This window comes from Vulcanococcus sp. DEBay_Sum29NL08_54, from assembly GCF_017859255.1.
In the GTDB taxonomy this organism is placed as follows: domain Bacteria; phylum Cyanobacteriota; class Cyanobacteriia; order PCC-6307; family Cyanobiaceae; genus Vulcanococcus.
This window is the reverse complement of the sequence record NZ_JAFMNJ010000001.1, coordinates 65,366-80,989: the sequence shown is the minus strand read 5'-3', so window position 1 is coordinate 80,989 and position 15,624 is coordinate 65,366. Positions and strand designations below refer to the sequence as shown.

Genomic DNA, 15,624 nt, shown 5'->3' with positions numbered 1-15,624 from the left:
ACTACTGATTAAAAAGCCTCGCCAGATCTTCTGCCACTCCTGTGGGGACCATGTGACCAACCGGTCCGCCGAAACGGGCCACCTCCTTGACGACCGAGCTGCTGAGAAAGCTGTGGGCCGTTGCCGTTGCGAGAAACAGCGTCTCCAGCTTCGGAGCCAGACTTTTATTGGTATGCGCGATCTGCAGTTCGTATTCGAAGTCGCTCAACGCCCTCAGGCCCCGCAGAATCACGCCGGCACCACAGCGCTCGGCGAATTCAACCGTGAGCCCGTCGAATGCCGCCACTTCGATCCGTTGGAGATGACCCGTCGCTCCACGGATCTGCTCGATCCGCTGCTCAACGCTGAAGCAAGGGTTTTTACCCGGGTTGCGCAGCACGGCAACCACCAGGCCATCGAACAGATGGGAACCCCGTTCGATCACATCCAGATGCCCAAGGGTCAGGGGGTCGAAGCTGCCGGGGTACAGGACTTTCATCCGTCGATCCTAGAAAGAGAAGGCTCGCTCAGACCCGCAAAGGCCCTGCTGTTCCTAGAGTTTGGGCTCTGAGGGCCTGATCCATGGCACTGAACGCCGACGCCAAGAAGACCTTGCTTCGCAAGATTCCCCACGGGGTCTTCATCTGTGGTGTGGCTGAAGGGGAAGAGGTCAACGGCTTCACCGCCAGCTGGGTGACCCAGGGCTCGTTCGAGCCGCCGCTGGTGGTCATGGCCGTCCGCTCCGACAGCACCAGTAACGGGATGATTCAGCGCACCAAGCGCTTCTCGTTGAACGTCCTCGCGGCCGACCAGAAGGATTTAGCTGCCGTCTTCTTCAAACCCCAGAAGGGCGTCGGTGGCCGTTTTGACGCGGCTCCCTTCAGCCTCGGCGAACTGGGCCTGCCGATCCTCAACGACGCCCTCGGTGGAGTCGAGTGTGAGCTCATCGGCCAGGTCGCCCATGGCGATCACACCGTGTTTGTCGGTGAGGTCAAGAGTGCCGTTCTTCACCGCGATGGCGCGGCCCTCGAACTCAGCAGCACCGGCTGGCAGTACGGCGGTTGAAGTCTCTGCTGCAGGACCCAGCTCGGCTCAAGGCTCGCCTCAAGGAGGTACCGACTGAGCCTGGTTGTTATTTGATGCGGGATGCGGAGGACCGAATCCTCTACATCGGAAAAGCCAAGGTGCTGCGCAACCGGGTCCGCAGTTACTTCCAAAGCGGGAGTGGCCATGGCCACTCCCCGCGCATCGCCCTGATGGTGAGGCAGGTCTGTGAGATCGAGTTCATCGTCACCGACAGCGAGGCAGAGGCCCTCGCCCTTGAGGCGAACCTGATCAAGAACCACCAGCCGCACTTCAACGTGCTGCTGAAGGACGACAAGAAATATCCCTACCTCTGCATCACCTGGAGCGAGGCCTACCCGCGCATCTTCATCACCCGCAGGCGGCGCTTCCGCTCACCCCTGGATCGTTTTTATGGGCCCTATGTGGATGTTGGCCTGTTGCGGCGCACCCTGGGCTTGGTCAAACGGGTCTTTCCCCTGCGTCAGCGCCCCCAGCCGCTCCATCGTGATCGGACCTGTCTGAATTACGACATCGGTCGCTGCCCTGGGGTCTGCCAAGAAAAGATCAGCTCCGAGGACTACCACCGCACCTTGAGGCAGGTGGCGATGGTCTTCCAGGGACGCAATGAAGAGCTGCTGGACCTGCTCCATGAGCAAATGGAGCGCTACGCCGAGCGCCTGGATTTTGAGAGTGCTGCCCGGGTGCGCGATCAGCTCCAGGGCATCGACACGCTGACGGCGGATCAGAAGATGAGCCTTGGCGATAGCTCGATCTCACGCGATGTCTTGGCCATGGCTGCCGACGAGCGGGTGGCGGCAGTGCAGCTGTTTCAAATGCGGGCCGGAAAGCTCGTCGGCCGGCTTGGCTTCACCGCCGATGCCATTGGCATGCCTTCAGCGGAGGAGGGGGCGGGAGGCGACCTGCCCCCTTCGGAAGCGCGTCGCGCTGCCATGGGGCGGATCCTGCAGACCGTGATCGAGGAGCACTACAGCCAGGTCGAAGGGGTTGAGATTCCACCCGAACTCCTGCTCCAGGCCCCCTTGCCCCAACAGCAGTTGCTTGAGGATTGGCTTTCGGAGCTTCGTGGCCGCAAGGTGCGTCTGTCCGTGCCCCAACGGGCCCAAAAGGCCGACCTGATCGAGTTGGTCGAACGCAACGCCAACTACGAACTGGAACGGGCCCGCCGCGCCAGCGAACAAAACCTCCTCGCCACCGAGGATCTGGCGCAGCTGCTGGAGCTGAACACCCCTCCCCGCCGGATCGAGGGGTATGACATCAGCCATATCCAGGGCAGCGATGCGGTGGCATCGCAGGTGGTGTTTATCGATGGCTTGCCGGCCAAGCAGCACTACCGCAAATACAAGATCCAGAGCAGCTCGATCCGCTCCGGTCATTCCGATGACTTCATGGCCATGGCCGAGATCATGCGGCGTCGCTTCCGCCGCTGGGCCCAGGCCAAGGCTGCCGGTGCCGATCTCAAGGAACTGCGGCGATCGGCAGGCTCAGCGCTTCACACGGGCGGGCTCAATGACTGGCCGGACGTGGTGATGATCGACGGCGGCAAGGGTCAGCTCTCTGCGGTGATGGAGGCCCTACGGGAGCTCAACCTCGATGAGGATCTCGTTGTCTGTTCCCTGGCCAAACAACGCGAAGAGGTCTTCATTCCCGGTGTAAAGGAGCCGTTGGAGAGCGAACCGGAGCAGCTCGGCGTTCAGCTCCTACGGCGGCTTCGCGACGAAGCCCACCGTTTCGCCGTCAGCTTCCACCGTCAGCAGCGGGGTGAGCGGATGAAGCGCTCCCGTCTCTCAGACATCCCTGGCCTTGGACCCAAGCGGATCAAGGAGTTGCTGGCCCATTTCCGCTCCATCGACGCGATTCAGCTCGCCAGCCCCGAGGCCCTGGCGGCAGCTCCAGGAATGGGGGCTGGTCTCGCCAAGGTGATCTGGGACCACTTCCACCCTGGCGGCGATGAGGTTGGCGCGGGCCAGCCCCAGGAGGACGCGGTTGACCTCGAGAATGATCGACCGTTGGAGCTGGCTGGGTGAAGCCCTTGCGTTGGATCCTGGCTTCGATCATTGCCATGCTGTTGCTGGCTCCCGCAGCGGCCTGGGCTGCGCCCGGGTTGTGCATTGGCCCCATCTGCGCCGACGAGATCAGCCGCAGCGCCAAACATCACTTCCAGCTGAGGATGCGCATCAGCGATCAGCGGGGCCACCGTGAGCGGATCGTGATCGACTGCCGCAACGGTCAGCTTTCGCCGGCGGCGGGACTGGTCGAACGCGGCTATGCCCAGGCCGTGGCCACCAAGGCCTGCCGCTTGGCTGGGGAGCCTGCATGAGCATCGGCATCTGGGTGTTGGGTGATCAGCTCAACCCTGATCAGTCAGCTCTGGCCAGTGCCAGGCCTGAGGACTGCCGGGTGTTGCTGCTGGAGAGCAGTTCGGTCCTGGAGCAACGGGCGTATCACGCTCAAAAAATGGTTCTGGTGTGGAGTGCCATGCGCCACTTCGCCGCCGACCTCCGCGACCAGGGCTGGACTGTGGACTACATCCAGACGGAGACGTTCAGCAGCGCACTCTTGGCCTGGATCCAAGAGCAGGGGATCCAGGAACTGCGGCTGATGGAGCCGGTGGATCGCGGTTTTCGCCGCTCCATTGAGCGGTTGTCATTGCCCATTCCCATCCACTGGATGCAAAGCAATGCCTTCCTCTGGAGCCGGGAAGACTTTGCGGCTTGGGCAGGGCGCTACAAGCAACTGCGTATGGAGCTCTTCTACCGCGAAGGGCGCAAGCGTTTTGGCGTTCTGATGGAGACCGCCGATTCACCCCTTGGCGGCCAGTGGAATTACGACCAGGAGAACCGCAAGCCCCCAACGAAAGGTCTGAGCGGTCCAGCCCCACTCTGGTTCGAGCCCGATGCCGTGACCAGGGCCGTCATCGAGAAGGTTGAGGGGCTGCAGCAGCGCCATGGCTTGCCAGGGGAGACCCAACCCTTTCGCTGGGCGGTCAATCGTGACCAGGCCCTGCAGGTCCTGGATCACTTCACTCAGACCCGCCTCTCAGGCTTTGGTCCTTTTCAGGACGCCATGGTCAGCGGTGAGCCCACCCTGTGGCATGCACTGCTCTCCCCTTACCTGAATCTGGGACTGCTCCATCCCCTGGAGGTCATTCAGCGGCTGGAGCGGGAGGGCCTTGAGCGGCAGGTGCCCCTGGCGGGACTCGAGGGAGTGATTCGTCAGATCCTGGGCTGGCGGGAGTACACCCACGGCCTCTATCACTGGTTTGGAGAGCAGTACGCAGAGGTCAACCATTTCGGGGCTTCAGAGCCCCTGCCGCAGTGGTTTGAGCAGCTTGGGGGGAGCGGGATGCGTTGCCTCGACACTGTTTTTGCGGAAATCGAGAGCAGTGGATACGCCCACCACATCCAACGCCTGATGCTCCTGGCGAATTACGGCCTGCTGGCCGGCTTGGATCCCCAAGCCTTAACGGCCTGGTTCCACCGGATGTTCATCGACGGCTTCGATTGGGTGATGCTGACGAACGTGCTCGGCATGGGGGTCTTTGCCGATGGCGGTCGCCTGGCCAGCAAGCCCTATGCGGCCAGCGGCAACTACATCAAGCGCATGAGCAACTACTGCAAAGGCTGCTCCTACGACGTCAAACAGCGCACTGGTCCCAAGGCCTGCCCCTTCAACAGCCTCTATTGGGATTTTTTGGCACGCCATGAACCTGAACTCAGGCGTAACCACAGGATGGGATTGGTGATGAAGCAGCTCAGCAAGCTTCCGGAGGAGGAGCTGGCTGCGATCCGCAGCACCGCGGCCAACCATCGCGCCCTGGCGGCCAGTGGTGGCGCCTAACTTGTTGCCCAGTTCGGCTCCGGCCTGTGATCACCCTGGCGGCCCTTCCTCCTGAGGCTTACCTCTGGTTCAAGACCCTCCACATCGTCGGCGTGGTGGTCTGGTTCGCCGGACTCTTTTATCTCGTCAGGCTGTTCATCTATCACCGGGAGGCCGAGGAGCTCGAGCCTGCCCTCAAGGATGCGTTCCAGGCCCAGTACGGGCTGATGGAAAAGCGTCTGGCCAACATCATCACCACACCGGGAATGGTGGTGGCTGTCTCGATGGCCATTGGCCTGTTGGTGGCCAACCCTGCCTGGCTGCAGCAGGGATGGATGCACGCCAAGTTGGCCTTTGTCGCGGCCCTGCTGGCCTATCACTTCTTTTGTTATCGCCTGATGGGGCAGCTGCAACAGGGGAGCTGCGGCTGGAGTCCCAAACAACTGCGGGCCCTCAATGAGCTGCCGACCTTGCTGTTGGTGATCGTTGTGATGCTGGTGGTCTTCAAGAACCAGTTCCCAACCGGAGCCGCCACCTGGTTCATCGTGGCCCTGGTGGTCTTCATGGCCGCCTCCATTCAGTTCTATGCCCGCTGGCGCCGCCTCCGGGCCGAGAAGGAAGCCGCCGCAGCCAGCTAGTGCGCCATCCCCTGATTCCGGTCCTGCAATCCGTCACGGCTGAATGCTGCCCAACGCGGCTGAATTTCCACTGCCACACCACCAACAGCGACGGCAGCCTCGCGCCTGAGGCCTTGGCCCAGCAGGCCCTCTCCATCGGCCTGGAGCATTTGGCGGTCACCGATCACCACAGCACAGCTGCTTTTTTGCCAATCCAGCGCTGGTTTGAGCAACAGGTCGAGAGCGGGATGAGCCCGCCCCAACTCTGGAGTGGCATCGAGATCAGCTGCCTGCTGGAGGGCTGCCTTGTTCATGTCCTCGGTCTTGGTTTTGATCCCGAACACCCTGCGCTGGAGCCCTATCGCCAGGGCCAAGCTCCGATCGGGGAAGCGCTGAAGGCCAGCGAGGTCAGGCGCCGGCTCCATTCCGCTGGGGGATTGGCGTTGCTGGCCCACCCCGGCCGGTATCGACTGCCGTTTCAGCGATTGATCCCCGCGGCCGCAGATCTGGGGTTCGATGGGGCCGAGGCCTACTACGACTACGACATGCAGCCGCAATGGCGTCCGACGCCGTTGGTGTGCGACTCGGTCTCAGAACTTCTGACCAAACACGCACTTCTGCGAAGTTGCGGTACCGATACCCATGGGTTCGAGCTTTGTGGCCGCTAGGGTTTCCGGAGATCCTGAACCCTTGCGATGGGCCTGTTTGATCGCCTGCTCGGCAATAACCAGTCGCAGTCTCCCCTGACCAAGCGGGAGCCAGCGAAGAAGAAGGAGGAAGCGTTCTTCCTCGACGCCGATTCCTCCAGCAGCATGGGGAATGTCGACTTCATGCGTCAGTCGAACACGATCCGTCGCACCTTCCCCGGCACCGCTGCCAGCCCTGGGAGCAAGGAAATCGTTGACGAGGTCGCCTCGATGACGGCCCGTCGTGTCATCAAATCTGATGGGCTTGGTGACCCGAAAAAACCTGAGGTGCAGACCGATCTGACGGGTGGCATCCCGAAGGAAGTCAAGAAGACGTTCTGCGAGCCGATGAGCCAGGCCGAGCTGGACGAGCGCAAGCGTGGTTCCTCCGTCGGCGTGAACGTCCCCGGTGGCCCTGCCGCCATCAACGCCCAGAAGCAGCAAGAGAAAGCTCAGCAGGCCGAAGCACAGCCCACCACCCCGACGAGCACGGCGAAGCCCGGGGACATTGGTGCCTTCAAGGGCTGGGTCAAGGACCTCTAACCCTCGATCAGCGCCTCCGCATTCAAGACCAGCTCACGCAGATGCGCGAGCTGGTTTTTTTGTGCCCCGCTCCAGAGCCCGCGGTGATGGGCCTCAAGCAGGCGTTCGCCCATGTCCCGTAGGGCCCAAGGGTTGTGGGTTTTCAGGAACTCCAAAACCTCGGGAGATTCAAGCCACTGCTGGCAGATTGAGCCGTAGCTCCAGTCGGGAACCCGACCGGTGCTCGCGTCGTAGGCGAAGAGGTAATCGAGGCTGGCGGCCATCTCGAAGCCACCCTTGTAGCCGTGCTGTTGCATGCCTTCAATCCAGCGCGGATTGAGAACGCGGGAGCGGAGCACCTTGTCGAACTCCTTCTCCAGGCGGTGGATGCGGGGCCGCTGATGGCGTGAATGGTCCCCGAACCAAACCGCTGGTGCGACACCACGAACGGACTCGACCGCAGCACTCAGCCCGCCCTGGAACTGGTAATAGTCATCGGAATCCAGAAGGTCATGCTCACGGTTGTCCTGGTTTTGCAGCACGACCTGGACTGACGAGAGGCGCTGCTGAAAACCATCCCGGTCGGAGGCAATGCGCAGGGCACCAGTGCCATCACCCTCGTAGCGCCAGCTGCCCCAATTCAGGTAGGCCTCGGCCAGATCACCACGCCCCTCCCAGTCACCACTGTCGATCAGACCTTGAAGGCCCGCTCCATAGGCCCCAGGGGCTGAGCCATAGACCCGCCAGGCATGACCATCCCTTTGCGCGGCTTGCGCGAGCGGGTTCTCCTCAGCCGATTCATCGGCTGCAGCCACCAGAGCCGTGGCGCGGTTGACCCACGCCACCAGCTGGGGAAAGGCGTCTCGGAAGAGTCCTGAGATCCGCAGGGTCACATCCACCCGGGGCCGACCTAAGGCCGAGAGGGGAATCAACTCCAGGTCCACCAGCCGTCGACTGGGTCCATCCCAGACCGGGCGGACGCCCAGCAAGGCCAGGGCCTGGCCAATGTCCTCACCGCCATTGCGCATCGTGCTGGTGCCCCAGACCGACAGGGCGAGATGGCGAAGGGGCTCCCCCTCCTCCATCAAATGCTGATCGAGCAGGAGTTCTGCGCTACGTCGACCCAGGTCCCAGGCTGCTTCCGTCGGCAGCCCGCGCAAATCAACGCTGTAGAAATTGCGGCCCGTCGGTAAAAGATCCGGCCGTCCACGGGTGGGGGCACCGGAGGGCCCCGCCGCGATCCGATCACCTGCTACACCACGCAGAAAGGCCGTGCGCTCGGCCTCACCGCAGCCAAGCAGATTCGGCACGAGCCGTTGGCCAAGACGCTCCAGCACCTGCTCGGTGTGTTGCCCGACGGCCTCGTGGCTGTGCACTTCGCCCAGAAGTGAGCGGCAGAGATCAAGCGCCTGATCTTCAAGCCAGGCGATGGCATCCCCGCAGACCCTGGGGTGTCTGAGGCCGAGGGCGAGTAGCCGCTGCTGATCGACGGGCTCGAGGGGGGATTCTTCTGGGTCACTCCAGGGGTCCAGCTGCAAGGCCGCATCGAGGGCAAGGGCCTGGGTTAGACCGAGACCACCCTCCTGGGGGGGACGGGCCAGACAGGCCAGCAGTTCAGCGAGGGCCTCCGTCTCAGGAAGGGAGCCGAAGCGATGCAGACCGGTTCGGATCTGGGCTTCCTTGAGTTCACAGAGGTAGCCGTCGGCGGCATCGAGGGGATCCGCAGCGTCGCCCGCGGCCAAGACGTCGCTGAGTTCGCTGCGGCTCAGTTGCGTCAGGATCGCGCTGCGGAGCGTCTCGCTCCGAGCACTGCCTAGCTGTACGGATTCCCAGTACTCATCAATCAGAGCCTCGAGTTCCCGCAAGTCGCCATGGAGTCCTGCACGACCAAGAGGTGGGGTGAGGTGATCGAGGATGACCGCCTGGGCTCGGCGCTTGGCCTGGGAGCCCTCACCCGGGTCATTGACGATGAACGGATAGAGGTGGGGGATCGGGCCTAAGGCCAGTTCCGGGAAGCAGCCTGGCGAGAGTCCAAGTCCCTTTCCAGGAAGCCACTCGAGGTTGCCGTGCTTGCCCACATGGCAGACCAGCTGGACCGCTGCGGCTTGGTTCAGCCAGAGGTAGTGGGCCAGGTAGTGGTGGGTCGGCACCAGATCCGGGGAGTGGTAGCTGAGGCTTGGGTCCCTCTCGTAACCCCGGGACGGCTGGATCATCACCACCACATGGCCGTATTGCAGGCCATGGATGGGGTAGCCCTCCTTCTCCAGCGACGGATCCTGTTTTGGTGAACCCCATTGGGCTTCCAGGCGGCTGCGAGCTGCTGCGGGGATTCCGTCAAACCAAGCCAGGTAGTCGGCAAGGGGAAGGTGATCTAGGGCCTTCAGGTGAGTGCTTTCAGGGTCATTCGTCCGTCCGGCGAGCAACGCCTGAATCAGGCCGTCTCCGTCGCTTGGCAGCTGCTCCGGTAGTCCATAGCCCGCTTGCTTCAGCCAATGCAGCATCGCCGCAGCGCTGGCTGGGGTGTCGAGCCCGACGCCGTTGGCTAATCGCGCATTGCGGGTTGGATAGTTCGCCAGCACCAAGGCCAGACGGCGATCGGACGCCGGGGTCTCGCGCAGGCTGCACCAGCGCTGCACCAATTGCGCAACCCAATCGAGCCGCTCCCGCTCCGGTAAGTAGCGATGCAGAGCTGTGGCCAAGCGCGCATCAGCTCTGGTCAGCTCCTTAAAGGCGCCAACGCGTGTGCTGATGCGACCGTCGAGCTCCGGCATCGCCACCTGCAGGGTCAGATCCAGGGAGGACAGACCAACTGGACTGGCGCTCCAAGCCTCCTGCGTTTGGGTGCTGCAGAGCAGCTGGAAGACAGGAACACCGAGCGCGTCCCACAGCGGGGCACCGAGCCCTGCTTCAGCGAACTGCACCGAGGCGAAGGAGGTGGTGCAGACCACAGCCGCCACCTGTTCGCGCTGGAGCAGATCCAGGGTTCCTCGCTGGACCCCTGGGTCCCTGAGGCTGCTGACCCAGAGAGCCCGCGGGGCGAGCCCCTGTGTTCTGAGGGAGTCGAGCAGGGCCTCGGGCAAGGCCAAATCACCGGACTGCAGGAGCGCCCGGTAGAGGATGACACCGACACGCGGTCCGACATCGTCACGCCAGTCGTGGGCTTTCGGGTCCTCAACGGCGTGGACTTGGGGGAGCTGCAGCTGGCCGTGATCGAGCCAGTGGCCAAGGGAGCCCAGGACCTCCAGAAGATTGGATGTACCCCCTTCCCGGAGGCAGCGGCTGCTGGCTGTGGCGAGTTCAGCGGGAACGCTGCTGAGGCTGGCAAGGGCCTCGTCCTCATCGGCGGTCCCCGCCAGAACCACCAGCGCTCGTTTGGAGTCTGCAGAGGCCCACTGCCGGAACTGCTCGAGGCCATAACTCCAGTGCCCGCGTCCGCCAAGCAGTCGGATCAACACCAGCTGCGTGCCGCCAAGGCTGGTGCGGATGTAGTGATCGAGAACCGCTGGGTGCTGCAGGCTGGCCAGGTTGAGACCTTGGATCTGGCGAGCCGCTCCTGCCGGACAACTGTGCTGATCCAGGCAGGCCGACAGGGCAGCCAAGTCGGTGTCGGCGCTGGAGAGGAACACCAGCTCCGCCCCGGGTTGCTCCACGTAGGTCACCCCGTCATCAGGGCTGTGGCTACCAGGGACAGCCGCAAGACGGTGCATTGCTCCATCTTGCTGGTTCAGCACTCGCGCTTGGGCACCCAGCAGTGAGAGGATCGTCTGCAGCTGTGGCCGCCCCCACCGACCCCATGCATCAGTTCCTGCCCTTCGCCTGGTTCGGTGGCAAGTGTGTGCCCTTTGCGGAGGCCACGCTGTCGGTGGCAACCCACGCCCTGCACTACGGGACCGGTGCGTTTGGCGGAATGCGGGCGATCCCCAATCCGGCCGATGCCAACGAGATTCTTCTGTTCCGGGCCGACCGCCACGCCCGCCGATTAAGTCAGAGCGCGCGTCTCCTACTGACAGAGCTCAGCGAAGACACGATCCACAGCGCGATCCATCAGTTCCTGTGCGCCAATCGCCCCACCTGCCCGGTCTATCTGCGTCCCTTCGTCTACACAAGTGACCTGGGGATTGCCCCGAGGCTGCACAACATTGAGACCGATTTCCTGATCTACGGCCTTGAGCTCGGTGACTATCTCTCCCCTGAGGGGGTGAGCTGCCGGATTAGCTCCTGGACCCGCCAAGAAGATCGCTCCCTGCCCCTGCGCGGCAAGATCAGCGGCGCCTACATCACCAGTTCACTCGCCAAAACAGAGGCCGTCAAGAGCGGTTTTGATGAGGCTCTGCTGCTCAACAGCCGCGGCAAGGTCAGCGAGGCCAGCGGCATGAATCTGTTCCTCGTTCGCGATGGTGTCCTGATCACACCAGGTGTCGATCAGGACATTCTTGAGGGCATCACACGATCCAGTGTTCTGGAGCTGGCTAAGGCGATGGGGATCCCCACCCTGGAGCGTCCCGTCGACAAGAGCGAGTTATTCATTGCCGATGAAGTCTTCTTGAGCGGTACAGCCGCCAAGGTCACGCCGATTCGTCGTGTGGAAACCACTGAACTCAGTGCTGAGCGTCCGGTGATGACCGCCATTCGCGAGCGCCTGACCGCCATCACCGAAGGGCGTGATCCCGCCTTTGACCATTGGGTCACGCGCATTCGCCTGGACGGTTGATCGGTTGATGCTCGCCACACAACGCATCGGTTTCCTTGAACGCCTGCACAGCCCTGCGCGGCCAGTGCTGGTGTTTGACGGCGCAACGGGAACGTCGTTGCAGCAGATGGATCTGACTGCTGATGACTTCGGCGGCCTGGCCCTCGAGGGTTGCAACGAAAACCTGGTGTTCACGCGCCCGGATGCCGTCCAGGCGGTGCATCGTCAGTTTCTCGAGGCCGGCTGCGATGTGATCGAGACCGACACCTTCGGGGCGACCTCAACGGTCTTGGCCGAGTACGACATCCAAGACAAGGCCTTTGAGCTCAACAAGCGGGCCGCGGAGCTTGCCCGTGAAATGGCGGCGGCCTACTCAACGCCTGAGAAGCCCAGGTTTGTGGCCGGATCGATGGGTCCGACGACGAAGCTGCCAACCCTTGGGCACATTGGCTTCGATGAGATGCGCGACTCCTTTGCGGAGCAGGCCGAGGGCCTGATCGCAGGAGATGTCGACCTGTTCATCGTTGAAACCTGTCAGGACGTCCTGCAAATCAAGGCGGCCCTCCAGGGCATTGAACAGGCCTTTGCCAAAACAGGTGAACGGCGTCCCCTGATGGTCAGCGTGACCATGGAGACCACCGGCACGATGCTGGTGGGCTCGGATATTGCCGCTGTCGTGGCGATCCTTGAGCCCTTTCCGATCGATGTTCTCGGCCTGAACTGCGCGACCGGCCCCGAGCAGATGAAGGAGCACGTCCGCTACCTCTCGGCCCATAGCCCCTTCGTCGTCAGCTGTATCCCCAACGCGGGATTACCCGAGAACATTGGCGGTGTGGCGCACTACCGCCTCACACCCACAGAGATGAAGATGCAGCTGATGCACTTCGTCGAGGACCTGGGTGTCCAGGTGATCGGTGGCTGCTGCGGCACGACTCCGGCCCACATTGCGGCCCTGGCGGAGCTCGCTTCTGAACTGCAACCTGCAGAACGCAGCGTGCGTGGAAGCACTGAGCCGGATGCTGATGCTCCACGGCCAGCCCTGCAGTACGAACCCTCAGCCAGTTCGATCTACGGCGTTACCCCCTATCTGCAGGACAACTCCTTCCTGATCATTGGTGAACGGCTGAATGCCAGTGGCTCCAAGAAGGTCCGGGAGTTGCTGGCTGAAGAGGACTGGGATGGTCTGGTTTCCGTCGCCCGGGGGCAGGTCAAGGAGAACGCCCACGTTCTCGATGTCAACGTCGATTACGTCGGCCGCGATGGCGAGGCCGATATGCATGCCTTGGTGAGCCGTCTGGTCACCAACGTCAACCTTCCCTTGATGCTCGACTCCACGGAGTGGCAAAAGATGGAAGCTGGCCTGAAGGTGGCCGGTGGCAAGTGCATCCTCAACTCCACCAACTACGAAGACGGTGACGAGCGCTTTTTCAAAGTGCTGGAACTGGCGCGTGACTATGGCGCTGGTGTGGTGGTCGGCACCATTGATGAGGAGGGGATGGCCCGCAGCGCAGAGCGCAAATTCGCCATCGCACAACGCGCTTACCGGGACGCCCTGGAATACGGCATTCCAGCCCATGAAATCTTCTACGACCCTCTAGCGCTGCCCATCTCAACGGGCATCGAAGAGGACCGTGAGAACGGCCTCGCCACCGTCCAGGCGATTCGCATGATTCGCGAAAACCTCCCGGGCGTCCATGTGGTTCTCGGTGTCAGCAACGTCAGTTTCGGCCTGTCACCTGCGGCTCGCATCGTTCTGAACTCCGTCTTCCTGCACGACTGCTGTGAGGCGGGCATGGATGCGGCCATCGTGAGCCCTGCGAAAATCCTCCCCCTGATCAAGATCAGTGAGGAGCACCAGCAGGTCTGCCGCGATCTGATCAATGACCGCAGGCGCTTTGAGAACGGCGTCTGCGTCTATGACCCGCTGACGGAGCTCACCACGCTGTTCGAGGGCGTGTCCACCAAGGAAGCCCGCGCCTCCGGTCCCTCCTTGGCAGACCTTCCGGTTGAGGAGCGGCTCAAGCAGCACATCATCGATGGCGAGCGCATTGGCCTTGAGGATGCCCTGCGTCTTGCGCTTGAGACCTACAAACCGCTGCACATCATCAACACCTTCCTGCTTGATGGGATGAAGGTGGTAGGTGAACTCTTCGGCTCCGGCCAAATGCAGTTGCCTTTTGTGCTTCAGAGTGCCGAGACGATGAAGTCTGCGGTGGCTTTCCTGGAGCCATTAATGGACAAGGTGGAGGGTGAGAGTTCAGCGAAAGCGAAGTTCTTGATTGCCACTGTCAAAGGCGATGTCCATGACATCGGCAAGAATCTCGTTGACATCATCCTCACGAATAACGGCTACGAGGTGATCAACCTGGGCATTAAGCAGCCCGTCGAGGCCATCATTGAGGCGCAGCAGAAGCACAACGCTGATTGCATTGCCATGAGTGGGTTGTTGGTCAAGTCAACGGCCTTCATGAAGGACAACTTGGCTGCGTTCAATGAGGCAGGGATCAATGTCCCTGTGATCCTTGGTGGTGCTGCGTTGACCCCTCGCTTTGTCAATAAGGACTGCCGTGAGGTTTATGCCGGTCAGGTGATTTACGGCCGCGATGCGTTTGCTGACCTGCGGTTCATGGATGCCCTCGTGACCGCCAAAGCGGATGAGCAGTGGGACAACGCCAAGGGGTTCCTGGGTGCGATTCCCGAGGGCCTTGGTCTGGACAATGCTGGCGAATCTGACGGTCAGCCAGAGGGCTCTGGCGGCAAGGCAGCGGCTGAATCGACTCCCGCTGCGCTAACTCCCGTCTCAACGGAACGCTCCGAAGCCGTCCCTGAAGAGCCAGCCCTCACCCCTCCGTTCTGGGGAAGTCAGGTCCTGCGGGAAGACGCGATCGACATCGAATCTGTCTTCGCCTACCTGGATCGCAATGCCCTCTTCGCCGGGCAGTGGCAACTGCGCAAGGCCCAAGGACAGTCCCGCGAGGACTATGAGGCCATGCTCGCTGAGAAGGCTGAGCCGGTCCTCGCCCACTGGAAGCAGCGCTGCATCGATGAGGCCCTGCTGAGCCCTCGGGTGGCCTACGGCTACTACCCCTGTGGCCGTGATGGAAATGCCCTTGTGGTGTTTAACCCTGAGCAACACGACCAGGAGCTCGGACGCTTTGAGCTGCCGCGCCAGCGATCAGGCAACCGCTACTGCATCGCTGATTTCTATCGCGACCTCGCCCCCGGGGCCACAGACGTGCTGCCGATGCAGGCGGTGACCATGGGTGAGCGGGCCACCGAATTCGCCCAGGAGCTCTTCAAGGGCGATCAGTACAGCGACTACCTGTACTTCCATGGACTTGGCGTTCAAATGGCAGAGGCCTTGGCCGAATGGGTCCATGCCCGCATTCGCAGCGAGCTGGGCTATCCGGACCCCGCAGACATGCCCCTGCGCGATGTCTTAGCTCAGCGCTATCGCGGCAGTCGCTACTCCTTTGGTTATCCCGCCTGCCCCAACGTCCCGGATTCCCGTCAACAGCTCACCTGGCTGGGTACGGATCGCATTGGGTTGAGCATGGACGAGAGCGACCAACTGGAGCCCGAGCAGAGCACCACAGCTCTGGTCGCCCTGCACAGCCAGGCTCGCTATTTCTCCGCTTAGGGTCAGGGCCCCTCACCCTTGACCGATGGCCATTGCCGGACCTGGCGGCGTCGATGCTGCAATCGCCTCAGGCATTGATCTCGATGGAAGCCCGATCCCTCAGGAGATGCTGGCCCTCTACAACGAGGTGATGGATCTGGAGAGTCAACGGGCCCGCAGCGGCGTCAAAAAATCAATGCGGAACCGTGTGGTTAAAACCGGCTCGAAGCACTTTGACCAACAGACCCTCGATGCACGCCTCAAGGCGGCTGGCTGGGATGGCCTGAAGGACAAAGAGGTCGCCTTCTTCTACGGCTGAATCAGCCGCAGAGATTTTCCATGGTGTCGATCACTTCCTGTTGGAACTCCTCGAGGTCAGAGGAGTCCGATAGATCGACACCTTCTCCAGCCGCGTTCTGAGCTAACTCCTGGAAGTGGAATGCGCCCTCGCCGTTGGCCAAGAACTCAATGGCAGAGCTCTCGCCGCTCTCCTTGAAGGCATCGCAAAGGGCCAGGAAGGCGCCGTCTTCGGTGAAGTCCCAGCTCATGTAGGGGGGTTGGCTGAATGACCTTTAACGCCTTACCCCCCGATCCCGTCAACCTCCCCGG

At 62.2% G+C, this 15,624-nt stretch carries 13 protein-coding genes; 10 read left to right on the top strand and 3 right to left on the bottom strand.

The features are described 5' to 3' along the window. Position 1: 1 nt before the first annotated feature. Positions 2–478: a pantetheine-phosphate adenylyltransferase gene (gene coaD / locus QZ186_RS00450; RefSeq protein WP_010317039.1), complete on the bottom strand. Its 477-nt coding sequence runs from the start codon at positions 476–478 to the stop codon at positions 2–4. Between the two features lie 83 nt (positions 479–561). Here coaD and QZ186_RS00445 point away from each other — a divergent pair, with 83 nt between their 5' ends. Genes QZ186_RS00445 through QZ186_RS00415 form a run of 7 tightly spaced genes read left to right on the top strand, consistent with a single transcriptional unit; the run spans position 562 to position 6,727 of the window. Continuing rightward, positions 562–1,044: a flavin reductase family protein gene (locus tag QZ186_RS00445; RefSeq protein ID WP_010317037.1), complete on the top strand. Its 483-nt coding sequence runs from the start codon at positions 562–564 to the stop codon at positions 1,042–1,044. Next, positions 1,041–3,089 (top strand): excinuclease ABC subunit UvrC, encoded by a 2,049-nt coding sequence (gene uvrC / locus QZ186_RS00440; protein ID WP_296415065.1) that lies wholly within the window; start codon positions 1,041–1,043, stop codon positions 3,087–3,089. The genes QZ186_RS00445 and uvrC overlap by 4 nt, the downstream gene beginning before the upstream one ends. Positions 3,090–3,124: 35 nt before the next feature. Continuing rightward, entirely contained in the window at positions 3,125–3,382 is a 258-nt protein-coding gene (locus QZ186_RS00435; RefSeq protein WP_050778481.1) for a hypothetical protein, read from the top strand. Further along, on the top strand, positions 3,379–4,902 hold the full coding sequence (locus QZ186_RS00430; RefSeq protein WP_296415063.1) for a cryptochrome/photolyase family protein: 1,524 nt from the start codon (positions 3,379–3,381) through the stop codon (positions 4,900–4,902). Before QZ186_RS00435 ends, QZ186_RS00430 begins: the two co-directional genes overlap by 4 nt. A gap of 26 nt (positions 4,903–4,928) precedes the next feature. Further along, positions 4,929–5,519 carry a protoporphyrinogen oxidase HemJ gene (gene hemJ / locus QZ186_RS00425; RefSeq protein ID WP_247478481.1) on the top strand — a complete coding sequence of 197 codons (591 nt, stop codon included), beginning with the start codon at positions 4,929–4,931 and terminating at the stop codon, positions 5,517–5,519. Further along, on the top strand, positions 5,519–6,166 hold the full coding sequence (locus QZ186_RS00420; RefSeq protein ID WP_296415061.1) for a PHP domain-containing protein: 648 nt from the start codon (positions 5,519–5,521) through the stop codon (positions 6,164–6,166). Before hemJ ends, QZ186_RS00420 begins: the two co-directional genes overlap by 1 nt. A gap of 27 nt (positions 6,167–6,193) precedes the next feature. Then, positions 6,194–6,727 carry a hypothetical protein gene (locus QZ186_RS00415; RefSeq protein WP_296415060.1) on the top strand — a complete coding sequence of 178 codons (534 nt, stop codon included), beginning with the start codon at positions 6,194–6,196 and terminating at the stop codon, positions 6,725–6,727. Here QZ186_RS00415 and cobN read toward each other — a convergent pair. Further along, on the bottom strand, positions 6,724–10,413 hold the full coding sequence (cobN, locus tag QZ186_RS00410) for a cobaltochelatase subunit CobN (protein WP_296415059.1): 3,690 nt from the start codon (positions 10,411–10,413) through the stop codon (positions 6,724–6,726). The two genes, QZ186_RS00415 and cobN, sit on opposite strands and share 4 nt — an antisense overlap. Positions 10,414–10,499: 86 nt before the next feature. Here cobN and QZ186_RS00405 point away from each other — a divergent pair, with 86 nt between their 5' ends. From QZ186_RS00405 to QZ186_RS00395, 3 genes are read left to right on the top strand one after another with little or no spacing between them, the layout of a single operon-like run. Beyond that, complete coding sequence (locus tag QZ186_RS00405; protein ID WP_296415169.1) at positions 10,500–11,417, top strand: branched-chain amino acid transaminase; 918 nt, start codon at positions 10,500–10,502, stop codon at positions 11,415–11,417. 7 nt (positions 11,418–11,424) lie between these two features. Further along, on the top strand, positions 11,425–15,036 hold the full coding sequence (gene metH, locus QZ186_RS00400) for a methionine synthase (RefSeq protein WP_296415058.1): 3,612 nt from the start codon (positions 11,425–11,427) through the stop codon (positions 15,034–15,036). Between the two features lie 25 nt (positions 15,037–15,061). After that, positions 15,062–15,334: a DUF4090 family protein gene (locus QZ186_RS00395; protein ID WP_296415056.1), complete on the top strand. Its 273-nt coding sequence runs from the start codon at positions 15,062–15,064 to the stop codon at positions 15,332–15,334. 1 nt (position 15,335) lies between these two features. Here the strand turns inward: QZ186_RS00395 and QZ186_RS00390 are convergent, their stop codons facing one another. Further along, complete coding sequence (locus QZ186_RS00390) at positions 15,336–15,563, bottom strand: hypothetical protein (RefSeq protein WP_010317004.1); 228 nt, start codon at positions 15,561–15,563, stop codon at positions 15,336–15,338. Between the last annotated feature and the right edge of the window lie 61 nt (positions 15,564–15,624).